Source organism: Lysobacter stagni (assembly GCF_030053425.1).
In the GTDB taxonomy this organism is placed as follows: Bacteria; Pseudomonadota; Gammaproteobacteria; order Xanthomonadales; family Xanthomonadaceae; genus Lysobacter_J; species Lysobacter_J stagni.
The window spans coordinates 2,001,065-2,022,383 of sequence record NZ_JASGBI010000001.1 but is presented as its reverse complement, the minus strand read 5'-3'; the positions used below and the strand labels follow the sequence as shown (position 1 = coordinate 2,022,383).

General features: G+C 64.0%; 26 protein-coding genes. 6 read left to right on the top strand and 20 right to left on the bottom strand.

Annotated features, from left to right (window positions below):
- Nucleotides 1–32: 32 nt before the first annotated feature.
- The 3 genes from QLQ15_RS09330 to QLQ15_RS09320 form a co-directional block, all read right to left on the bottom strand.
- Nucleotides 33–1,286 carry a M24 family metallopeptidase gene (locus tag QLQ15_RS09330; protein ID WP_283212516.1) on the bottom strand — a complete coding sequence of 418 codons (1,254 nt, stop codon included), beginning with the start codon at nucleotides 1,284–1,286 and terminating at the stop codon, nucleotides 33–35.
- 123 nt (nucleotides 1,287–1,409) lie between these two features.
- Nucleotides 1,410–2,147: a hypothetical protein gene (locus QLQ15_RS09325; RefSeq protein WP_283212515.1), complete on the bottom strand. Its 738-nt coding sequence runs from the start codon at nucleotides 2,145–2,147 to the stop codon at nucleotides 1,410–1,412.
- A gap of 258 nt (nucleotides 2,148–2,405) precedes the next feature.
- Entirely contained in the window at nucleotides 2,406–2,783 is a 378-nt protein-coding gene (locus QLQ15_RS09320) for a hypothetical protein (protein WP_283212514.1), read from the bottom strand.
- A 200-nt stretch (nucleotides 2,784–2,983) separates the two neighbouring features.
- Here QLQ15_RS09320 and QLQ15_RS09315 point away from each other — a divergent pair, with 200 nt between their 5' ends.
- Both QLQ15_RS09315 and QLQ15_RS09310 read left to right on the top strand, forming a co-directional pair.
- Complete coding sequence (locus QLQ15_RS09315) at nucleotides 2,984–3,247, top strand: hypothetical protein (RefSeq protein WP_283212513.1); 264 nt, start codon at nucleotides 2,984–2,986, stop codon at nucleotides 3,245–3,247.
- 206 nt (nucleotides 3,248–3,453) lie between these two features.
- Nucleotides 3,454–3,852: a hypothetical protein gene (locus tag QLQ15_RS09310; protein ID WP_283212512.1), complete on the top strand. Its 399-nt coding sequence runs from the start codon at nucleotides 3,454–3,456 to the stop codon at nucleotides 3,850–3,852.
- A gap of 41 nt (nucleotides 3,853–3,893) precedes the next feature.
- Here the strand turns inward: QLQ15_RS09310 and QLQ15_RS09305 are convergent, their stop codons facing one another.
- Nucleotides 3,894–4,223, bottom strand: coding sequence for a hypothetical protein (locus QLQ15_RS09305; protein WP_283212511.1), 330 nt, complete (start codon nucleotides 4,221–4,223; stop codon nucleotides 3,894–3,896).
- A 618-nt stretch (nucleotides 4,224–4,841) separates the two neighbouring features.
- Here QLQ15_RS09305 and QLQ15_RS09300 point away from each other — a divergent pair.
- Nucleotides 4,842–5,288: a fasciclin domain-containing protein gene (locus tag QLQ15_RS09300; RefSeq protein WP_283212510.1), complete on the top strand. Its 447-nt coding sequence runs from the start codon at nucleotides 4,842–4,844 to the stop codon at nucleotides 5,286–5,288.
- Nucleotides 5,289–5,426: 138 nt separating this feature from the next.
- On the opposite strand, the gene QLQ15_RS09295 is transcribed toward QLQ15_RS09300, so the two are convergent.
- The 7 genes from QLQ15_RS09295 to QLQ15_RS09265 all read right to left on the bottom strand — a co-directional run bounded on the left by QLQ15_RS09295 (nucleotide 5,427) and on the right by QLQ15_RS09265 (nucleotide 9,820).
- A complete protein-coding gene (locus QLQ15_RS09295) occupies nucleotides 5,427–5,717 on the bottom strand; it encodes a hypothetical protein (RefSeq protein WP_283212509.1) in 291 nt (96 codons plus the stop codon).
- A gap of 387 nt (nucleotides 5,718–6,104) precedes the next feature.
- Nucleotides 6,105–6,500, bottom strand: a complete 396-nt coding sequence (locus tag QLQ15_RS09290; protein ID WP_283212508.1) for a hypothetical protein — start codon at nucleotides 6,498–6,500, stop codon at nucleotides 6,105–6,107.
- A 146-nt stretch (nucleotides 6,501–6,646) separates the two neighbouring features.
- Entirely contained in the window at nucleotides 6,647–7,189 is a 543-nt protein-coding gene (locus QLQ15_RS09285; RefSeq protein WP_283212507.1) for a hypothetical protein, read from the bottom strand.
- Between the two features lie 174 nt (nucleotides 7,190–7,363).
- Nucleotides 7,364–7,738: a hypothetical protein gene (locus QLQ15_RS09280; protein ID WP_283212506.1), complete on the bottom strand. Its 375-nt coding sequence runs from the start codon at nucleotides 7,736–7,738 to the stop codon at nucleotides 7,364–7,366.
- 584 nt (nucleotides 7,739–8,322) lie between these two features.
- Complete coding sequence (locus QLQ15_RS09275; protein ID WP_283212505.1) at nucleotides 8,323–8,751, bottom strand: hypothetical protein; 429 nt, start codon at nucleotides 8,749–8,751, stop codon at nucleotides 8,323–8,325.
- 126 nt (nucleotides 8,752–8,877) lie between these two features.
- A complete protein-coding gene (locus QLQ15_RS09270; RefSeq protein ID WP_283212504.1) occupies nucleotides 8,878–9,294 on the bottom strand; it encodes a DUF7957 family protein in 417 nt (138 codons plus the stop codon).
- Nucleotides 9,295–9,580: 286 nt separating this feature from the next.
- Entirely contained in the window at nucleotides 9,581–9,820 is a 240-nt protein-coding gene (locus QLQ15_RS09265; RefSeq protein ID WP_283212503.1) for a hypothetical protein, read from the bottom strand.
- A gap of 663 nt (nucleotides 9,821–10,483) precedes the next feature.
- Here QLQ15_RS09265 and QLQ15_RS09260 point away from each other — a divergent pair.
- The gene (locus QLQ15_RS09260; RefSeq protein ID WP_283212502.1) at nucleotides 10,484–11,206 is read left to right on the top strand and encodes an rRNA pseudouridine synthase; all 723 of its coding nucleotides are present in this window, start codon (nucleotides 10,484–10,486) and stop codon (nucleotides 11,204–11,206) included.
- Between the two features lie 12 nt (nucleotides 11,207–11,218).
- Here QLQ15_RS09260 and QLQ15_RS09255 read toward each other — a convergent pair whose 3' ends face one another.
- Both QLQ15_RS09255 and QLQ15_RS09250 read right to left on the bottom strand, forming a co-directional pair.
- On the bottom strand, nucleotides 11,219–11,689 hold the full coding sequence (locus QLQ15_RS09255) for a YehS family protein (protein ID WP_283212501.1): 471 nt from the start codon (nucleotides 11,687–11,689) through the stop codon (nucleotides 11,219–11,221).
- Nucleotides 11,690–11,869: 180 nt separating this feature from the next.
- The gene (locus QLQ15_RS09250) at nucleotides 11,870–12,616 is read right to left on the bottom strand and encodes a ubiquinone/menaquinone biosynthesis methyltransferase (RefSeq protein ID WP_283212500.1); all 747 of its coding nucleotides are present in this window, start codon (nucleotides 12,614–12,616) and stop codon (nucleotides 11,870–11,872) included.
- A 305-nt stretch (nucleotides 12,617–12,921) separates the two neighbouring features.
- Here QLQ15_RS09250 and QLQ15_RS09245 point away from each other — a divergent pair, with 305 nt between their 5' ends.
- The gene (locus QLQ15_RS09245) at nucleotides 12,922–13,464 is read left to right on the top strand and encodes a hypothetical protein (RefSeq protein WP_283212499.1); all 543 of its coding nucleotides are present in this window, start codon (nucleotides 12,922–12,924) and stop codon (nucleotides 13,462–13,464) included.
- A 16-nt stretch (nucleotides 13,465–13,480) separates the two neighbouring features.
- On the opposite strand, the gene QLQ15_RS09240 is transcribed toward QLQ15_RS09245, so the two are convergent.
- From QLQ15_RS09240 to QLQ15_RS09225, 4 genes are all read right to left on the bottom strand, one after another.
- On the bottom strand, nucleotides 13,481–14,041 hold the full coding sequence (locus tag QLQ15_RS09240) for a hypothetical protein (RefSeq protein WP_283212498.1): 561 nt from the start codon (nucleotides 14,039–14,041) through the stop codon (nucleotides 13,481–13,483).
- A gap of 96 nt (nucleotides 14,042–14,137) precedes the next feature.
- On the bottom strand, nucleotides 14,138–14,647 hold the full coding sequence (locus QLQ15_RS09235) for a hypothetical protein (protein WP_283212497.1): 510 nt from the start codon (nucleotides 14,645–14,647) through the stop codon (nucleotides 14,138–14,140).
- A 31-nt stretch (nucleotides 14,648–14,678) separates the two neighbouring features.
- Complete coding sequence (locus tag QLQ15_RS09230; protein ID WP_283213984.1) at nucleotides 14,679–15,440, bottom strand: SPFH domain-containing protein; 762 nt, start codon at nucleotides 15,438–15,440, stop codon at nucleotides 14,679–14,681.
- Nucleotides 15,441–15,697: 257 nt separating this feature from the next.
- Entirely contained in the window at nucleotides 15,698–17,719 is a 2,022-nt protein-coding gene (locus QLQ15_RS09225) for a M13 family metallopeptidase (protein ID WP_283212496.1), read from the bottom strand.
- 194 nt (nucleotides 17,720–17,913) lie between these two features.
- On the opposite strand from QLQ15_RS09225, the gene QLQ15_RS09220 reads away from it, so the two are divergent.
- Entirely contained in the window at nucleotides 17,914–18,450 is a 537-nt protein-coding gene (locus QLQ15_RS09220) for a nucleoside 2-deoxyribosyltransferase (RefSeq protein WP_283212495.1), read from the top strand.
- On the opposite strand, the gene ppk2 is transcribed toward QLQ15_RS09220, so the two are convergent.
- Genes ppk2 through QLQ15_RS09205 form a run of 3 tightly spaced genes read right to left on the bottom strand, consistent with a single transcriptional unit; the run spans nucleotide 18,451 to nucleotide 21,219 of the window.
- Complete coding sequence (ppk2, locus tag QLQ15_RS09215) at nucleotides 18,451–19,365, bottom strand: polyphosphate kinase 2 (RefSeq protein WP_283212494.1); 915 nt, start codon at nucleotides 19,363–19,365, stop codon at nucleotides 18,451–18,453. It abuts the gene before it with no gap.
- Complete coding sequence (locus QLQ15_RS09210; RefSeq protein WP_283212493.1) at nucleotides 19,362–21,020, bottom strand: SulP family inorganic anion transporter; 1,659 nt, start codon at nucleotides 21,018–21,020, stop codon at nucleotides 19,362–19,364. The genes ppk2 and QLQ15_RS09210 overlap by 4 nt, the downstream gene beginning before the upstream one ends.
- Before the next feature lie 7 nt (nucleotides 21,021–21,027).
- Nucleotides 21,028–21,219: a hypothetical protein gene (locus QLQ15_RS09205; RefSeq protein WP_283212492.1), complete on the bottom strand. Its 192-nt coding sequence runs from the start codon at nucleotides 21,217–21,219 to the stop codon at nucleotides 21,028–21,030.
- Between the last annotated feature and the right edge of the window lie 100 nt (nucleotides 21,220–21,319).

Here is a 21,319-nt window from a genome sequence, read left to right as displayed (position 1 = left end):
AAGCGGACATTAGCACCAGCTTCCGGAAGCCGTCAGATCGGCGCCTCGATCGATCGGGCCAGCTCGGTGAAAAGCTTCGGTCCCGTCTCGGTCATGTACCAGCAGTCTTCCATCCGGATTCCGAATTCTCCGGGGATGTAGAGGCCCGGCTCGTCGGAAAAGCACATGCCCGGTGCAAGCGGTGTGGTGTCGCCATGCACGAGGTAAGGCGGCTCGTGACCGTCCAGCCCGATGCCGTGGCCGGTGCGGTGGGACAGGCCGGGCAAGCGATAGCCGGGGCCCCAGCCTTCCTTTTCGTAGTAGGCGCGCACGGCGTCGTCTATCGCACCCACCGGCGTGCCCGGTTTTGCGGTCGCCAATGCGAGCTCCTGTCCGCGCTTGACGGTCTCCCACACTTTTCGTTGTTTCGCCGTTGGCTGGCCCATCACCCACGTGCGTGAGATGTCCGACTGATAGCCATGCACGGTGCAGCCCACGTCCATCAGGATGACCGAACCTTCGCGCACGATCTGCGGCTGCTTTGAACCGTGCGGATAGGCGCTGGCCTCGTTGAGCAGCACGAGCGCGAATCCCGGCTCGCCGCCCAGGGCCACGGTGGCGGCGTTTGTCATGGCAGCGATCTCGTCGGGCCGCATGCCCTGTCGGACGTTGCCATGGACATGGCGCAGCGCTGCCAGCGTGACGTTGTTGGCCGCTTGCATCAGCGCGAGTTCGGCCGGGGACTTGATCAGCCGGACGGCCTTCACCAGCGCATCGCCGGATACCACGCGATAGCCCCCCGCACCTGCCTCGCGCACGCCGTCGACGATGAACACACGCGTGGTGGGTTCGAAGGCGATCGCGCCGGAACTCACACCGCGATCGCGCAATACGCCAACGAGGCGCTCGAACGGGCTTTCATGTTCGTTCCATGGGCGCACGTCGCCGCTCACGGCCAGCGTCTCGCGAACGGAGGGTTCTTCGAACGCCGGCGTCACGACGACGACATCGCCGCGGGCCGGAATCACGGCGGCCGTCGTCCGCTCCGAGCGATGCCACTGGATGCCGGTGAAGTAATCCAGACTCGAGCCCGACTCCAGGATCAGGGCATCGATCTTCCGATCGACCATCAACCGTTGCAGCTTGGCGATCCGCGCCAATCGCTCCTCGGCCGGGATGGGTTTTGCGCCGACGGTCAACGAGGTCAGGCCGGCCACACCGGTGGGGGCGGCCAGGGCCGACCCGCCGGGCAGCATGAAGGCACCGGTGGCAGCTACCGCTGCACTGAGAAAGTCGCGACGACGCATGTAGGCTCCGGACGCTCGCTGAAGATGCTGCGCAGTATGAGGCCGGAGCCGGGCGCCACGATGGCCGCCCCCTTCTTCGAGGGAGAAGTGGAGAATGGATTTCCTGATCGGGATCGGGTCGCCCTAGAACGTGAAGGCGTACCCCACCAGCGGACCGTACAGCTTGAGGTCCAGCGAGGAATCACGCATCGGCAGGTCCACTTCCAGGTAACGGTAACCAAATGCCAGGAAGCCGGGGCCCACGTGGTATTGCACGTTCGCGCTCGCGCTCCAGCTGCCATCGGTGTCGCCTGTCGAGCCATCGCCGCGAAGGGTGAGGCCCCAGCGTTCGGAGAACTTCGTCGTGTAGCGCGCGCCGAACAGGAAGTCGGAAAAACTTTCGTCGCGATCGCGCGAAACCGTCGGCAGCAGATCGTTCACGGGGTCGAAGCGGGCCTTGGTGCTCACATCGAAGTAGCGAAGGCCCGCGAACAGGTCCAGTCCCTCGAAGCGTTCCTCACCCAACGGAAGTACCGCTGCCAGTTCGACGATGCCCGCATCGAGGTCGCCATCGGTACGCACGCGTGGATACTCCTGGCTGTCGCCGAGCGCGAGGTACACCACATCGCCGAACATGCCGAAGCGGTCGCCCTGCCCTTCGACGTGGCCCAGGAAGGCGAACTCGATCTTGTCCATCCAGTCGACGAAGGACTCCTGGTCCTCGGCAGGCGGCTGGTCCTCGCGCAGGTCCGCTCCAACCGACGGTGCCCACAGGTAGGGAGCAACGGACCAGTCCCAGCCGTCGCCCGCGTGTACCGTCGTCGGGACGGCGAGCGCCAGCGACAGCAGTCCGATGGAAGCATGCAAACGCGTTGGGATCACGGCGGTTTCTCCAGCGTGGAAGGGAGTCCTGTCCAGCCGCGCAACCGCCCTTGGACGGCCCTCACGCCAGCCCCCTGGACGTTACGTTGCGGATGCTCGACCCGGGCCCGTGTCGGGCTGGTGAAGAGCCCAGGCACCCGGGATGAACGCAGCGCGTTGAGGAGTTGCGCGGAACCCGGTCGAAAGCGGACGTCAGCCCCCGCGCGGATGTCCGCTATCGACCACGAGCGGACATTGGCCAGTGCCTGATCCAGTAGCTCAGGGTTCCTGGCCGGATCGCCGGATCAGCACGAAGAGCTCCGTCAGCAGCAGGGTCACGATGCTGGCCGGTATCGCGATCAAGAAGAGCCAGGGAGCGACGTTCCAGTACTCGGCGGACTTGCTGGTCACGCCGCCTGCAAGCATGAGCGTGAGGGCGATCCAGAAGGGAAGGAGGCCGAACAGCAGCCTTGCCTTCAGGCTGGCGCCCTTGCCGCCGTCCGGCTTTGGACCTGTGAGCAACACCGCGAGAAGTCCCAGCGGCGGCGCAATTGCGGTCAGGAACAAGGCTCCCATCCAGGACCGCTGCTTTCGATGCGCCATGTAGGCCGCGATCAGGGGAAGGCAAATCCAGATCGCTAGATAGGTGATGTCCATGTCTGCCTGACTCCTGGTTGAGCTGGCTTTTGCTGATCGTGTGATCCGGTTTCGCTTGCACCAACGGTGCTTCAACTCAATTGAACGGGTGAATACATCACTGTCACGGGCATGGTCTAGTGTGTGCCTGCACCAGTCGCTGCGGAAAAAGGGCGACTCGTTCCTGGAGCCTCGTGCACTTCTGCACGAAGGTCGATTCGATGAATCTCCTCATCTACCGCACGGCAACAGGGTACCTGTTGCTGGACGACTGCATGATGGCCCCGCAACTACTGGAGCCGGCAGAGCTGGTTCTCAGTGTATCCACCTCCCGTGTCCCGCCCGCGGTGACCGCGATGCTGGGCCACGCACTCCAGGAGAACGGACCGCTGGAGTTGAAGGAAAGCTGGGCAGACTACTTCTTCGGCGATTGCTCGGGCTGGCAAAGTCACAAGCAATGTCTCGCCGGGCTGCTGGCCGGATAGCCGGGCGTTCGCATGGCGAGGGGAGAGCCAGGCCGCAGCAAATGCAAGGCGGAGCACCTGGCCTGCATCGGCAACCGCGCCTCATGAAGACACGCAGCGAACTGCAGGGACTGGTCGGGACCATCGACGAAACGATGGCGCGAGCCGCCAACGACGCATTGGACCACACCGCGTTGTGGCGGGCATGGAGGGCTGCATGCGAAAGCATGCCCTCGCCGCACGAAGTTCCGGAGGATCTCCACCACTGGTGGGAGAATCAGCTGATCGAGGCCGGCCGTCGTGCGTTCGACAGCAAGCGCCTGCGCACCCGATATCACCGTGGCGACTACAACGATGGCGTGCCGCCAGGGGATGGCGTGGTATGGAGCAGCGCAGTGTGCTCCTACCGGGGGCGTGAAATCCTGGTCGAGCTTTCCCGCGTCCTGCAGGACGGGCCCTGGTTCGCAAGCGCGGCAATCTACTGTGAGCGCACCTTCTCGCTTGAAGGAAGGCTCTTCTTCCCCGACATCGCAGCGACGCCAGCGGGCGCAGCGGGTGCGTACGCGCTGATCATCGGACAGATCAAGGACGAGATCGACTGCATCGATGCGCCGCTGGGAGTTTGAGGCCCGTCGTCAAGGCACGCCCCAACTGTCCGCTGACGCCTTCACCATCCATAGAACGCCAACGTCATGAGCGCAGCCGAGCCAGTTGCTGCCGTAAACCAGTACGCGAGCAACATCACGGCCCGATAGCGATCGCAGTAGCGGATGCCGTCTCTATCCAGGCTGTCCGCATACTCGCGATGATGCAGATAGAGCATGGTGCTGCGCGCACTCATCACGGTCCTGTCCTGCCAGATGATGGGTTGCTCGGCATGCAGCCATTGCTGTGGATGCCGCACCCTGAGTCGATTCAGGAACGCCAGCCACACCGCGGTTTCCACCGCGATCGCGGCAGCGAACAACGTACCGGCGATTGCGGTGAACGGGTTCATGAGGATCCGATCCGGGGAGTGACCTTCGTGTCGCCACGCGCAGGAACGGATGCAGCGTGCCTTGGTGCGCGTGCCGGCGGAATTCTTGCCGGCCAACCCTCATTCTCCGCAGCCTCAATGGCCGCGCTGGCAGCCAGGCGTCCGGATGCTTGCAGGGGAACGATTTGGGACCGAGCCGACGCATGTCGCACGATCCTGTGATGCTTGACGGGAAGCATGGGGCGACCTCATCGCGCGAGAACCGATACGTTGCAAACGGTCCGTCAGACTCAATGCGCACGCGTTCGCGGTTCGAGTTCAATCTAGCACGTTCGATGCTGTCGCACCGCGCTTCTGAATGAATCGATCGGCGCGACTCGCGATTTTCATCCGGAAGGCGGCACACGTCGCTTCATGAACGCAAGCGCGAATCACGAACGTCAGATCACAACTAAGTAACAACCGATAGCGCACTCTCCACCGGCACTACGACGCAATGTCGTAACGGCCACTCAGCCGCGCAGCACGTCCAATCCCTTACCCGCACTGAGTCCTATAGCCCCTGCCGTCGGCAGGAGCCTGGCTTCGGCCATCCTCGATTCCGTGCACTTCGGATCGCATACAAAGGCAATCATCTTCATGAGCACCATGACCAATACCAGCACCAACACCAAGAACCTCGTCGACACGGCTGCCGCTGACGGGTCGTTCAAGACCTTCGGCAAGGCCATCGAACGTGCAGGCATGAGCGACACCCTGCGCGGCGTGGGTCCGTTCACCGTGTTTGCACCCACCGATGCGGCGTTCGAAAAGCTTCCTGACGGCAAGCTGGAAGCCCTGTTCAAGCCCGAGAACAAGGAAGAACTCGTGTCGCTGCTGAACTACCACCTTGTCAGCGGTCGCAAGACCGTGGCGGACATCGGAAAGTGGGACGCCGCCAGGACGGTCAACGGTCAGCCCGCTCCGATCACCTTGACCAACGACAAGGTCAGCATCGACGGCGCGGAAGTCACGTCGGCCGACATCAGCTCCAGCAACGGTGTCATCCACGGCATCAACAAGGTCAACATTCCGACCAGGCAGTAACGTCATCGGATTGAACCAGTGCAACGGCGGGGCTTGCCCCGCCGTTCTTCTTTCAGACGATCCGATGATTTCGGTCTGTACGGGCCTGATGCCCGCGCACCGAATCCGCGTCGACTTCGACGGCCTGTCTTGCGTCCTCTATCGGCCAGGCACGGACGTTGGGCGATGTTCCCCGAGCCAGGCTTCAAAGTAGCGCTCAGCATCAGCCAGCGTGGCGACGAGGACCGGGATATCCGCTTCGCTCCAGAAGGGCAATCGCCATTGAGGGTCGTGCCCCCTGCTCAGAACGGAGGCGCACAGATTGCCGTCCGCCCTATTTACGACGAGGGTGATCAGATCGTGCTCCGGCAAGAAGCGCTCCGATAGCACACGTTCGCCATCGCGAAGGGCGAGGCACCAGATCCCACCGTACTTCTCTTCCCAGGCCATCAGACCGACTCCCTACATCCACCGGCCCATCCGGCTTGCGACCGCGTCTTCCCGCAGGAAGTCGCGCAAGCGTTCCACCCATTGGTCGCGGATGGTGCGCGTGGGCGACAGGACCAGCGCCGGACGACCGAGGCGTCGAAACACCTCCAGCCCAAGTACGGTCTTTCCGATCCGGGCGCCGCGACAATGTGGAGACGACGGTCCACCAGATGCCCGTCGAGCGCTTTCAATACGCGCGCCTGGTAGTCGCGCCACGGCCGGCGGAAGGGCAGCGCGGAAGCAATGGACATACGACGACGAGTTCCTCCTGGTCCCCACGCGCACTTTGCCAGAACGCGCGACGCCCTGCCCCTCATGGAATTTCCGCTATCGGCCAGATAGCGGACATTAGGCAGACCGGCTCAACAACACCCCATCCGGCCTTCTGACGCCCGCGAGCAACAGTGAGTCGAGGTAGTTGGGATCCTGCCAGTCATCCCATGGCGTGAGGCGATGGTAAGCCGCCAAAAGCGCGCGGACGATTCCGGACCCGGTGACCTTGACTCCGACCCAGTGCGATGCGCGATACGGCTCGTATGGCCACTCCTCGCGCGGCAGAAGAACAGGCGCGCTTGCCTTGACTGGCCATACGCCGCTCATCAGCAGATCGGGAGTGATCAGCAGCGCAGCTATAGGCCTTGGTTCACCCGATAGTCCCAGAGGACCGACGATCGCCGACAGGAAGACGCACCCTACAGAATTGAGTGCGTCAGGCTCCAGGCTCAGCACCTGGCCGACGCCCATTGAACCGTCAGGGAGCGGTACTCCAAAGATGTCACCAGGTGCAAACCGCTGGGCCATCCTGTTAGACCTCGCCTTGAAGGAATGGGGTCGGACACCGCGCCGGGTCCCCATCCTCGGCACAACGACCGCCTGGTCGAAAGCGGACATTAGCACCGCCCAGCCGCAGCGCAGAGCACCTGTCTTCGATATACACCAGTGCTCCAGCGCGCCCACCAGGCGAAGTTGAGCGCGCCCAGCACGAGGCTCACTTCCGGGAGCCCCAGCTTCGCGGCGACAAAAAGGAGCAGGGAGTTCACGCCCAAAGCGCTGAAGAACGTTGCCGACATATAGCCGCGCTGGGGCCGACCTTTGTGCCGCGTGCTACCACCGGTCTTACCCAGCTTCCTCCAGAACAGGAAGATCGGAACGCCAAGCCCCATCGAAAGGATCGGCCCCAGCGACAATGGGTTCCTGAAGTTCTGGGACTTCACTGGCCAGACGTCATGCAGGAAACCCCTCAGGTCGAAGAGATGCTTGTCGACGATGCCAAACAGGAAGAGCAGGAGCATCAGGCAGTGCACTGTCAGATAGTAGTTCGCGGTCGACTCCTGCTCGCCCAGGGGGTCATCCATCAGAGTCGACACGCTCCTGTGCAGGAAGCACAGCCGCTGAAGAAGGCCGTTGGGCATGCTGTCGTCGTGCGCATCCATTTGGATCGCTTCCCCTATCCCCTGAACCCGATTCACGCGCTGCGTGGAGGCGTATGCCGTCTCGGCCTGCACTCCGCCCGGAACGAACTAAATCCGCTCCGGGTCGAAAGCGGGCATTAGCACTTCTGGTCGCCGTTCCCATCCGAATGCCCGCTATCGGCCAGAAGCGGACATCTACATCACCTCAACCGAGCTGCACGACGTAATGAGGTGGCCGGTGGAGTCTTGGAAAATGACCATCCAAGCCGGCGTCTCTCCTGATTCCGGGATGAGGTTCCGCAAATGGGGAACAACCTGCCCAAAGTAGGTCTCAACGACGGCAGCTTCCGATTGGTCTGGAACGCTCACAACAAACAATGCTGATGTGGCCGCGTCTTGATATTCCCAATAGAGCGCGAGGGGCGGCGGCTGGAGACGCGAGAGAAGCTCTAGGGCCTTTCGTGTTTGCTCTTCCGAAATCGGCAGTGCTGCCATGGCCGGACACTCCTGAGTTCTTTCGAGCTTATCGGCACGCGCTTCGAATGTCCGCTTTGGGTCGAAAGCGGACATTAGCACCAGCTCCCGCCTTCCGCCCTGCCCCAAATGCCGCTATCGGCCAGGAGCGGACACTCGCTCTGGCTGATGCAGCGTCGCGCGCCCCAAAGGCGTGGCTTAGTGCTGTAAGGAGGCCCGATGCAGAGCCCAGGATAGACAGCCCACAAACAGCACCAACGTGCAAAAAAGGTAAGCGTAGACCAGTGGGAACTCGCGTCCACGTGGCACAGGGTCTGTGAGCGCTGCGTAACGCGATGGCATGGGGTTAGCGCGATAGATGTTACTGACATGCACGTACACCAGAGCGCCGATCCCGAAAAGTGCGCTGACAAAGAGCCAGACTGGAATGACGTTTGGCGGGACGAGCATCGTAATGCTGAAGATGTTGAGCCATTGAAGCGCCGTGAACGCCGCTGCGGGCCCACCGGGCTGCTCGAACCGCGCCAGCGTTGTGCGGTAGTGCCATTGGCGGTATGCCAGCGCAAGCAAGGAGTAGCTAGCGCGCATGCCTACGATCCATGTCAATCAAGATGATCCATTCCCGAGTTCTGCCGACGAACCAAGCCGAGCCACGAAGCGGCTTCGGCTTGGATGAATTGTTAGCGCCCTTCCTGGCTGCGTGGAAGTGGATAAACGCGGATGTTGGAGATTACGTTGGTGTTGCCTGGTGCAAAGGACTCATCAAATGTAAGGATCGGGCCATGGGCGGTGCCATTGAGAGATCCAAAACTGGAAAGGCTGTTGAGTACAGTCAGCCTGTACTTGCGGCCAACGTAAAACAGTGTGCCTCCATCGGAAGGCAGGGCGGCCGTGTCATCGAACTTGGCGTGACGCGGCTCCTTGCCTGAGACGACGGCACAGAAGTCCTCTGAGGCCTCGCGGAGTACCTGCTGGTCCTCTGTGCTGGCGCCAGAGTTTGCGAGATCCGCAAAAGGCGCTTGGCAAGAAGCCCCTTTCGCTGCTGGGAACTCCGAACTGTTGCAGCCAACCAAGGTTAAAGCGGTCAGGATGGCGAGAACTCTGGTCATGGGCGCAAACTACCTAATAGACGGACCCGTGGGTCCGGTTATACGTCTGAAGCCACATCCCAGCGAACTGGTCGCCCCGTTCCCTTCCCCAATGTCCGTTTTCGGCCAGAAGCGGACATCGCGCACTCATCGCGAGAACGCCTTCCCAACGACCAGGCCCGTCTTGATGTCCAACTGGCAATCGAACCCTGCGAAGTTGCCAACAACTAGCGGCGATTCACTTACTACGTTGACGTAGGCGTCGGTGGAGCAGGCGCCACCATCCTCGGCACGCCAAAGTACTTCGCCCGTTTGCGCCGAGTATGCGTAGAGATTTCTGGCGGGTTCGCCTTGCCGGAAACACATATAGTCATAAATGACGATGACAACATCACCTACCTCGCGGCACTCAAGCACTGGATGAAGCGCCAGAATCGAACCGCGCGAATGAACGATCTGATTGGGTTCCATAGGCACCATGAACGATCGAACGATCGAACGATTGGGCGGAGGCTGGCGCTTCAAACGTTCGACGAGCGACCGCTTTGGGTCGAAAGCGGACATTAGCATCAGCCCCCACCGTCCGCCCTACCCAATGTCCGCTATCGGCCAGAAGCGGTCATTGGCCGTCCCTGCGCCCTTGGTCGAGGTTCCGGGCAATCCGGCTCAGTTCTGCGCGCACGTGTCTCAGCTCCCCAACGATTGCCCAAATGCCGAGCGAAAGGGCAATCGCCGATACCGCAACAATAATCATCATGGATCCACTCCCCCGTTACCGTGTCCGCAATGGATGTGCGACGCAGTTTTCCCCGTGCCGTTCGGAATGTCCGCTATCGGCCAGAGGTAAACATCACGAACTGTTGGCTGCTCGCTTGGCGCGGTGTATCAGAATGCCGCCAACTACGCTGAAGGGCATCCCGACAAAGAACAACGCCGCGACTGAGGTTCCCTGCACCATTCCACGCGCGTCCGGCATCGCGCCGGCGCCAGACCCGAACAACGCGCTCAGGATGGCGAGGACGCAGAACACGACTACGAGAATCCCGACGCCCAGAACCAGCCAGCCTATCCCTTCAAGCAGCTTGTTCATCCTGTTCCCCTGCTGCACAAAATGCCCGCTTTGGGTCGGAAGCGGACATTAGCATCCAGTTGCCGCCTGACCGGAATCCTAGGTCCACTATCGGCCCGCTAGTGGACCTCGCCGGTCCCGCGGCCTAGGTCGACCGTGTAGGCCTGCCTGCCGTTGGCCCCATCCGTCCTGACCTGCACTGGCAAGCGACGTTTGCCGTCGATCACCAGGCTGAAGTTGTAAGTGCATTTGCCTGCGCCGCACGACACGTGGGTCCGGCATAGGGCACAAAGACGGATCGTGTGGTTACGTGAGCGATCCTGCGCTCGAACCGCCCTTTCGGCAGCGGCGAAAACGTCCGAGTTCGCCAAGTACACGTGGAACACAACGCTTGCCACGCAGAGTGCAACAACGATGGCAACGGTCATCTTTCGGACTGGTGTCATGCTTTCCCCTGCGTCTGCCCGAACAGCCCCGATGATGGATGTCCACTTTGCGTCCGGAAGCGGACATTAGCACCGCTCTGACCGCTCCGACCGCCTCAATGTCCCCTATCGGGCAGAAGCGGGTCGCCAGGATCGGTGTCTTCCCGCTGGACAAATGAATCCAACCCCCTTTTTGCACGGCGCATTCGGCTGCACCGTGGCAACGTGTGCCAAAGTACCGCCCCCATCGAGCCTTCTCATGACCGATCCCATCCGACTTTCCAAACGCGTGGCCGAGCTGGCCGGGTGTTCGCGCGCCGATGCCGAGTGCTACATCGAGAACGGCTGGGTGCGGGTGGACGGCCAGGTCGTCGAGGCGCCGCAGCATTCGGTGACGAACGAGCGCGTCGAGCTGGACCCGGCGGCCGTGCTGGATGCGCCGGAGCCCGCCACGGTGTTGCTCCACAAGCCCGCCGGCTTCGATGCGATCGCCGGGCTCCAGCCGGCAGCCGCGCTGGTCGCGCCCGCCACTCGCTGGGAAGGTGACGCAAGCGGCGTTCGCCTGCTGCAACGCCATTTCGTCCGACTGACCCCATTGGTGCCGCTGGACGCGCAGGCCAGCGGCCTGATGGTGCTGACCCAGGATGGTCGCGTATGGCGCCGACTCACCGAGGACGCCGCGCAGATCGAGCAGGAGTTCGTCGTCGAGGTGTCCGGCGAGATCGCGCCCTATGGTCTGCGTCGCCTCAACCACGGCTTGCGCTACAAGGGGCGCGAGCTGGCGCCGTGCAAGGTCAGCTGGCAGAACGAGATCCGCCTGCGCTTCGCGCTGAAGGACGTGCAGCCCGGCCAGATCCAGGACATGTGTGCGCAGGTGGGCCTGCAGGTTGTGGCGATGCGCCGCCTGCGAATTGGCAAGGTGTCGCTGGCGAAGATGCCGGCCGGGCAATGGCGCTATCTGCCGGTGGGTGAGCGGTTCTAGCGCGACGCTGCGTCAGTCGCCGCGCACGCGCATCGTCAGGCCCTTCAGGAAGTTGCGCAGCAGCTGGTCCCCGCACGGGCGGTAATTGGCATGGCCCGGCTGTCGGAACAGCGCCGTCAGCTCCGGCTTGGACACTGGCCATCCCGCGGATTCGAACACCGCGTGCATGTCGATATCCTTCAGCTCGAATGCCACCCGCAGCTTCTTCAGCACCACGTTGTTGGTGACGCGCTTCTCTGGCGGCCGCGCCGGCAGGCGCTCGTCGCGGCCACGGCAGTACACCACCAACCCGTCGAGGAAACGCGCGAGCACGGCATCGCTGCAATCGGCGTACTCGGGGTCGTCTTCCCGGCGCAGGAACGCCTGCACGTCGGCCTTGTCGAGCGCGAACGCCGGATCGGCCAACTGGGTGATTTCCACGACGCGCTGGTCGCTGAGATCGAGCATGTAGCGGATGCTGCGCAGCACGTCGTTGGCGATCATTGATTTCGAGCTGCCTGCTGCATGGACTGCCCTAGTTTAAGCCACTGCATCGTGACGGGCGCGGCGCCCCGCGGATACGCCTGACGCGTATCCACACGTGACCCCGATGTCCGCCAAGGCCGGGAGCAGGCGCGGGGCGCTATGGCTTCTCGCCGCCGTCTTCCCGGCCATGTCGGCCACCTACGCCGTCCGCGGTTTGCGCGCAGTGTGTATCGCGACGATTCCGAGCGACTGCCGTTCGAATGCTACGTCCACGAAGCCGTGCGCACTCAGCTCTTCTGCAAGACCCTCTGCGGTAGGGAACTCACGTATGCCGTGCAACAGATATCGGTAGGCGGACGCATCACCTCCCGTGGCGATCCATCCCAGCAACGGCATGCACGCCGACATGTAGGCAAGGTACGTTGCCTGCAGGGGCTTCCAGGGAATATTGGACGCTTCGAGCACGATCAGCCGGCCACCCGGCGCGAGAACGCGGAACGCCTCGTTGAGCACCTGCGTGCGATTGCAGATCTTCAGTGCCAGGGAAATGGAGTACGCGTCCACGCTTCCATCTGCCACCGAAGGCATGCGCTCCGCATCGAGGCATTCGAGCCTGACCCGGTCGGCGTTGGAACCCAGCCGGCGCTGCGCGATTCCCAGCATCCCCGCGCTCACGTCGGACGCTACGATCTGGCGATCCGCTGTGGATTCGTGCGCCACAAGACGCAGGATGATGTCTCCGGTACCGGTCGCGCCGTCGAGCAGCCGGGTCCAGCGCTCCTCAGCGATGCGCCGTGCTACGCGCCGCTTCCAGAGTCGGTGAATACCCAGACTGAACAGATCGCACAGCAGGTCGTAACGAGAGGCGATGCGCCCGAACACGTCGTCGTGCGCCCAATCGAAGGCGGCCGCATTTTCCGTGCTGCGCTGAGCGTGGCGGTCCATCTCGTCCCCTGTCGGCATGCCCGGAACGTCCGTTTCGGGTCGAAAGCGGACATTAGCACCGGCCGCTGCGACTCCACCGCCACAATGCCCGCTCTCGCCCCCAAAACGAACATCACCCTGCCGCCGCCCGACGCTCACGTCCCACCGTAGCCCCCAAAGGTACGCTTCGCTTGCCGGCTACCGGACCCGGTTGGCCGGATTGGAACGTCCCGTTGCGTTGGGCTGAATACGGCGGGTAGCGGCTGCTTGCAGGCAGGGCACGCCGGTGGTGCAACCACGCCAGGCGATCGAATGGGAGAGAAGCGATGAGCAAGCGGATCACTCTGGGCTGTGCCGCATTCGTGCTCTGCGGCCATGCCGCATGGGCGCACGCGCAAACCACGACGGCCGCGACGCCGACGCCGGCACGCGCGGCGGACACCGCCGCCCAGGGCAATCGCCTGGTGATGGCGGAGAACGAGTCGTTCCTGTTGCCGCTGGACGACCGGAAGAATGTCCATCCGACCTATCCGCAGAACCTGCTCGGCCAACACCTACCCCCGCGCACGGTGTGCCTGAGAGTGGGCATCGACGAGAAGGGCGCCGTGATCGCGGTTGCCAAGGCGCCGGCCTCGGAGTTCTGTGTCCCGGATGCGGAACCCGAGTTCCTGGCGGCATCGGAAATGGCGGCGAGGACCTGGAAGTTCGACCCCGCACTGCGCTGTGTCTTCCGCAACGTGCAGGACAAGGAGCGGGCGCACGCCAGCTGCGACGGCGGCAAGAGCATCCCGCAGGCGGTGACGCTGGTGTATCGAATCCGGTTCGACCAGGTCGACGGACAGCCCACGGTGCACGTGATCGGGGGGTAGTGGGAACCCGCGCTTGCTACCGGTCCGGATCACCATCGAAGATCGGTGCGAAATAGATCTTCGGCACGATCACATCGCCAATGATCGACTCGTACGTCTGGAGGTAGACGAGCGACCCGCTGCCGAGCACAAAGCCATACCGAGTGTGGAGACACAGGTTCACGGGGATCTTCCTTGGGTGCTCGATCATGGCGCCCACACGAACGCAACGCCCTCCTCTTCGGGAGGCTCGTGCGTTGGGGTCCCATCGGTGCACGATCGCACGACGCTGGTGCATTTCCCCCGTGACCAGCGCCAGGTTCATGCCCACGAACCAGTTCGCGAACAGGTACGGCCCAATGAACATCAGCACGCAGAGAAAGATCGGCGCCCGGTCGGCATTGCGAGAGGCTGGTCGCCGTGATGCCGCGCGGGATTGCCGCGCTGCCACCTTTGCCAGGTACCACGCCGCGAACGCTGCCGGAAGCACCGAAAAGACGGCCCAGCCCGGGGACGGTTTGAACACTCCCATCGTCATCGCCTGGAAGCCGAGCAGCCAGATGGCGAGCACGCCCAGACATGCGAGCACCTTCTTCAACCGAGCCTCCTTGCCCACAGGCACGAATGAAACCGGACCGACGACCGCCTTGACCCCATGACCGCTAACGACCAGAAGCGGACATCCGCCAGCGCCTCAGGGTGACGAGCCCTGCCCACACTCCTTCACGGCGATGGGCGCGAGGTACTCCGGCAGAGTCCCTGCGCTGTCCATCCGGGACAGCTCATCCAACCTTGGGATACGCGCTGTCGAATCTGCCGCAAGGAACGCGCCATACGCCTTGAGCATGCTGCGCATGCCCGCAAGTTGAGTGGGCACGACCTTCCCCTTGTCGCCCGGGTTGGCAACCTGGTGCGCTGCGCTCCCGAAGATGAACTGAGCCAGCAACTCCGAAGAATTGGGAACATGGTCCGCCGGGATTGGGGCGAGCACGCCGGAACATACGTAATCCACGACATCCTCGCTCTTGTCCTCCCAATCCAGGAGAAGCGCACGAACTCCAGGTGCGCGCTCATCCAGCGGCTTTTCCTCCAGGAAGCGCGTCAGCGCCACGACCTGGTCTGTCTTGACCTTGAGCTTTGCACCCTGCGCGAGCGGAGATGCCAGCACTGCGAACGCGATAAGAACGGACAGTGAACGCTTCAAAGCAAGCCCCCTTGGGTCTGACGTCTGAAACCTACCTGGCGACGACGTTCGTGCCCTGCGGCACGAGATAGCACGCGGCCGCCTTCCTGCATGCGTCGGCCTGGATCTCGGCCAACTGGCGCGCAAGATACTGCTCGGGCGACAGGCCCATCCGGTTGCGGTAGGCGTTGTCGGCTTCGGCCTTGGCTTCCTGCTCCAGCTTGCGCTGCTGCTCGGCGATGGTCGCGGCGACCAGCGTCAGGTTGCGCTGCTGCTCGGCGGCCGTATTGTTCATCTGTGCCAGCACGTTGTCGTTCGGCTTGGCCTTGCCCAGGTTGACCGCCATGACTTCCACGCGAATGCCGGATGCCTTGACCAGCGCGCGCAGCTGTTCGGTCACTTCCTGATCGACCTTCTCGGCGGCCACGGGGTCGGACATCATCTGCGCCATCTTCTCGGACTTGACCGCCTTGCGGACGATCGAGTTGTAGGGCGAGACCACGTTGTTCTCCCACCAGCGGGGACCGAAGCGCTTCAGGGTGTCGGCCGCATCGACCACGCGCAACTGCACGCTGGTGTCGAAGTCGAGCAGGATGTTGTCCATCGACGAGAGGTCCTGGAACGGCACGTGCAGCGTTTGCGGCGCGGTGGTGACGTAGATGATCGTGGTGGACGCCCATGTCACGTCACGACCTTCCGTCAGGACGTCGGGGCGGATGCCTTCGTGGCCGAAGAGATACGGGCGGTCCTGGTAGACGGCGACGTCACCCGGTTCGGGCTGGGCGATGGTGCAGCCCACGCTGAGGACGGTCATGCACAGCACGATGACAAAACGACGAGCGATAAGCGTCACTGGGTTCCCCTGGCCTGAGATCTGAACGTCGCAGGCGCGCTCCCCAGCGGCCCGACGAAACGACCGAATGCGGTCGGAAGCGAACATTAGCATCGATCCCGGTGGTCGCCCCTGACGCGAACGGTCGTTTCCAAAGCCTCATGGAAACTCCACACGCGAAGGCCCGCCTGATGGCGGGCTTTCGACGGTCGATGCGATCGGCGTCTACCCAGCTCGCCTCACCACACCTCGCAGCGGTCGGCTTCCGGTCGGACCATTGGCGCGTCCGCCTTGCAGTTGAACGCCGCGCGGAACGCCGGCAGGTTCGACAGCGGCCCGTTGACGCGGTACTTGGCTATGGGATGCGGGTCGCCCTGGATCATGGTGCGCTGGGTTTCCATGCGCGTTTCGTCACCGCGCCACTGGCCCCAGGCCAGGAAGAACTGCTGTTCGGGCGTGAAGCCATCCAGCGTCGGCTCCGGTCCCTTGCCCTCGCGCGACTTGAGGTACGCGCGGTAGGCGATCTTCGCGCCGGCGAGGTCGCCGATGGATTCGCCTAGCACCAGCTTGCCGTTGTGGTGGACGTTGGGCTCGATGAAGTAGCCCTCGAACTGGTCCACGACACACTGCCCCTTCGCCTGGAACTGCTTGTTGTCTTCCGGCGTCCACCAGTTGGCCAGGCGTCCCTGCGCATCGAACTGCGCGCCCTGGTCGTCGAAGCCGTGGCTGATCTCGTGACCGATGACCACGCCGATCGCGCCGTAGTTGACGGCGTCGGTGGCGTTCACGTCGAACGCGGGCGGCTGCAGGATGCCCGCCGGGAACACGATCTCGTTCTGCAGCGGGTTGTAGTACGCATTCGAGGTGGGCGGCGTCATGCCCCAACGGCTGCGGTCGGTCGGCTTGCCGACCTGGCTGCGGTTATCGGCGACATTCCAGCGCGAGGCCGCGACGACGTTGTCCCACGACGAATCGCGCGAGATCACCACGCCCTGGTAGTCCTTGAACTTGTCCGGGTAGCCGAGCTTGGGGAAGAAGGTCGCGCGCTTCTCCAGCGCCTTCTGCTTGGTCGCCTCGTCCATCCAGTCCAGCTCGTGGATGGTGTCGTCCATTGCCAGCAGGATGTTCTTCACCATCTCCTGCATGCGCGCCTTGGCTTCCGGCGGGAAGTACTTCTCGACGTACTTCGCGCCCAGCGCCTCGCCCAGCTGCTGGTCGGTGGCTTCCGCGCAACGCTTCCAGCGCGGCTTGATCTCGGTCGTGCCGCTGAGGTACTTGCCGTTGAAGGCGAAGTTCTCCTCGACGAACGGCTGCGAGAGCGAATCCGCCGCGGTATTGAGCACGTGCCACTGCAGGTAGGTCTTCCACTGCGGCAGCGGCGTCGTCGCCAGTTCCTTGTCCACCTGCTGCAGGAACTTGGGCTGCGTCACGATGACCGCATTGCGCGGCATGTGCGCCGCATCGAAATAGCGTCCCCAGTCGAAACCCGGCGCCAGCTTGGACAGGTCGGCGAATGCGGTGGGATTGTCCTGCAGCTTGGGATCGCGCAGCTGGACGTTGTCGAACGAGGCCTGCGCCAGGCGCTTCTCGAAGGCGAACACGGTGTCGGCGTTCTGCCTGGCCTGTGCCGCCGGTGTACCGGCCAGCTCGAACATCTTCGCCACGTGTTCGAGGTACTTGGCACGTGCCTCGACGAAGCGCGGCTCCGTCTTGAGGTAGTAGTCGCGGTCCGGCATGCCCAGGCCGCCGGCATAGAAGTACGCGATGGTCTGGGAGGGGTCGTGCGCATCTTCGCCGGCGAAGACCTGGAACGGCACGGCCACCCCGACGTCGTGCAGTTTTCCGATCATGCCCTGCAACCCGGCCTTGTCGCCGATCGCGTCGATCTGCGACAGCCACGGCTGCACCGGCTTGCTGCCCAGCGCGTTGACCTGCGATTCGTCCATGCACGCGGCGTAGAAATCGCCGGCCAGCTGGCCCGCGCTGCCCTTGGGCCAGTCGGTCTTCGCCGACAGCTCCGTCAGGATGTCGCGCACGTGCTCCTTGTTGACCTCACCGGATTGCCAGCGCCGGCTCCAGCGATCCATGTAGTTGGGAATCGGGTTCTGCTGGCGCCACGCGCCGTTGGCGTAGTCGAAGAAATCGGTGCAGGCATCGCCTTTGCGGTTGATGTCCTCCGGATGTATCCCGTGAAGCGCACCGGCCGATGCGGTGGTGGCGGCGGCTAACAGAGCGACGAGCGGAAGGCTGGACCTGATCACGGCAACGCCCCTGGCTGGGATGGTGCCCGCCACTATAGCCGCGGCCGGTGCCCGGACCCGTCCCAGAAGTCCTGCCCGCCGGGCCCGCCGACGCGCCTGCGATGCACCCCGGATCGCCACCGCCGGTCGCATCGTCGGACGTGCAACGCCGGTACAACCCGCCGACAATGGCGTGCCCCACACTGGATGTCCGCATGATCCGCTCGCTCTACCTTGCCGGCCCGGACGTGTTCCGCCCCGACGCGCACGCGCGTGGACTGGAGCTCAAGGCCCTGTGCGCGCAGTTCGACATCGAGGGCCTGTTCCCGCTCGACCAGGACGTGCCGGCGCACATCACCGATCCGGGCGAACGGGCCGCCTGGATCTACGACGCCAACATTGGCCTGATCGAACGCGCCGATGCCGTACTGGCCAACCTGGATTTCTTCCGCGGCCCCGAGCCGGACAGCGGCACCTGTTTCGAGGTCGGCTACGCGGTGGCCAAGGGAAAGCCGGTGTTCGGCTACATCCCCGAACACGGCAGCTTCGCCGAGCGCATCCGCGAGCGGCACCCGCAGGCGATCGGCCCGGACGGGGTGCTCGACGTGCACGGATGGAACATCGAAGAGTTCGGCCTGCCGCTGAATCTGATGCTGTCCGTACCGGCACCGCTGGTGGTCGGCGACGCGTGCACGGCGCTGGTGCATCTGGTGCGCTACCAGCACGCCCATACGTTCCCCGACACGGATTGATCAATAGCGCTCGTCGACGAACTTGTACGGATGGTCCAGCGGCGTATAGCCGCCGCGCTTCTGGCGTTTGGGAAACTTCACCTTCTTGCGTGGAATCGCTTCGTAGGGAACGTGGTCCAGCAGGTGCTGGATGATGTTGAGTCGCCCACGGCGCTTGTCGTCGGTGCGCGCGACATACCAGGGCGCGTGCGGGGTGTCCGTGGCGGCGAACATGTCATCGCGCGCACGCGAATAGTCGTACCACCGGCTGTAGGACTTGAGGTCCATCGGCGTGAGCTTCCAGATCTTGCGCCCATCGTTGGCGCGTTCCTTCAGGCGCCGGCCCTGCTCCTCCTCGCTCACTTCCAGCCAGTACTTGAGCAGGATCACGCCCGACTTGACGATGGCCTTCTCCATCAGCGGCGCGATCTGCAGGAAGGTGTGCACCGTTGCTTCATCTGCGAAGCCCATCACCCGCTCCACGCCGGCGCGGTTGTACCAGCTGCGATCGAAGATCACGACCTCGCCCGCGGCCGGCAGGTAGCGGACGTAGCGCTGGATGTACATCTGGGAGCGCTCGCGCTCCGTCGGTGCCGGCAGCGCGACGACGCGGAACACGCGCGCGCTCACGCGCTCGGTGATGGCCTTGATGGTGCCGCCCTTGCCCGCGGTATCGCGCCCTTCGAAGACGACGCACACCTTCAGGCCCTTGGCAGTCACCCACTGCTGCAGCTTCACCAGCTCCACGTGCAGCTTCTCCAACTCATCTTCGTAATCGCTGCGCTTCATGCGCGTGCGTTCTTCGGCGCCCGGCGCGTCCTTCTTTGCACTGGGCTTCTTCGCGCTGGCCTTCTTCGCGCTGGCCTTATTCGCGGCGGCCTTGGTCGGCGGGCGCGGCCTGGCGATTGTTGCGGTGCTTGCCTTGCTCTGCTTCATGTCGGTGGCTCCACGTGTCGTGCGTCTCCAGCGGCGTCCGCCTGCAGGCGATCGACCGCAATCTCCAGGTTCTGGAACATCCACTGCTCGCCCAGCGCGTCACCGAGCGGGGAGCGGCGGACCATCGCCAGGACGTCCTGATTCAACTCGACGAGCACCAGCTGCACGCCGGCGGCGCGGTACCGCCGCTCGGCATCGACGAGCGCACTGAGCGCCGAGTACTCCAGGTCGAACAACCCCGACAGATCGAACACCACGTAGTCGGGGCGATGCTCCGTGATGAGTGGCCGCACCTTCTCCGCCACGCGCTCGGCATTCATGAAGAACAGACGGCCTTCCACGCGCAGCAGCAACAGGCCCGGGAAGGTCTCGTCGTCCGGATGCTCCGGCGTGAGGCCGCGGTACACGTGGGTGCCGCGCTTGCGGCCCAGCACTCGCACGGGCGGGTCGGCGGCCTGGTGCGCCAGTGCGACCAGCGAGACCACGATCGCCACGAGGATGCCCTTCAACGTGCCCAGCAGCATGACACCGGCGAATGCGGCGACGGCCCAGATGAATTCAGTGCGGCGCACGCGCAGGATGTCGCGGAAATCCGCCGGATGGATCAGGCCGATCGAGTAGACGATGACCAGCGCGGCCAGCGTGGCATGCGGCATCAGGCCGATCAGCGGTGCGAGCAGCAGCATCGTGGCCACGGTCGCGGCCGCGGTGACGACCTGCGCCATCTGCGTCCGCGCACCAGCGCGGCGGTTCACCGCGGTCTGCGACATGCCGCCGCCGGACGGCATCGCACCGAAGAACGCACCGGCCAGATTGCCGGCGCCGGTGGCGAGCAGTTCGCGGTTCGCGCGGGGCAAGGGTTCGTGGCTGGCCTGGAATGCGCGCCCCACCGCGATGGTCTCGGTGAAACTCATCAGCGCGATGCCGCACGCGCCGGGCCACAACTGCTGCGCCAGCGTGAGGTCGGGCAGCGTCAGGTGTGGAAAGCCGCTGGGTACCGTTCCCACCAGATCGATGCCGTGACTTTGCCAACCCAACAGCCCCGCGCCGGCGATCGCGGCGGCCACCGCGATCAACGGTGCGGGCCAACGCGGACGCAGGCGCTCGATCAGCGTCAGCGCCACGATGGTGCCCGCCCCCACCGCCAGCGTCGGCCACGAAATGTGGCCCAGCCCGCGCAGGATCTCGCCGATGTTCTGGACGAACGATCCCTTCTCGAAATGCAGGCCCAGCAGCTTCGGCAACTGATCGACGATGATCACCACGCCGATGCCGGCCTTGAAGCCCACCAGCACCGGCAACGAGATGAAGTTGGCCACGAACCCCAGTCGCAGCAGCGACGCGACGATGAGGATGGCGCCGACCATGAGCGTGAGCGTGGCGGTGGCCACGATCAGCTGGCCGGCATCGGCGGTGGGCACCACGGCCGTCAATTCCGCGCCGGTGAGGATGGCGATGGTCGTGGTCGTGCTGACCGACAACGGACGCGACGTGCCCAACAGCGCATACACCAGCATCGGAACGAAGGCCGTATACAGGCCGACTTCGATCGGAAGCCCCGCGATGGTCGCGTAGGCCATTGCCTTGGGAATGACGACCGCAGCGGCGGTCAGCCCGGCGACGATGTCTCCGCGCTGCGGCCCGGCTCGCTGCATGGGCGCATCAGAGACGGCCATGTTCCTTCCCGGACCTCATCGCGCCGCAGCGCTGGGCGCGCGGCGCATGCGTGCCATGCGGGCGGAGGTTGCGGACGATGCAAGGCTGCCCGATGCGCGCGTCTTCCAGCGCGATTCCGGGAAAGGCGGTGTCGACATCGGTCGGGCATTGGCCGTTGTCGTCATGCGGGTTGGACATGCCAACCACCCCACGGACAGGTGACCTCTGACCCGAACGTTAGGAGCCGTCGATCCACCGGGGAATTGGCCCTTGGCCCCATGCCGTGGAGGCATCCTCC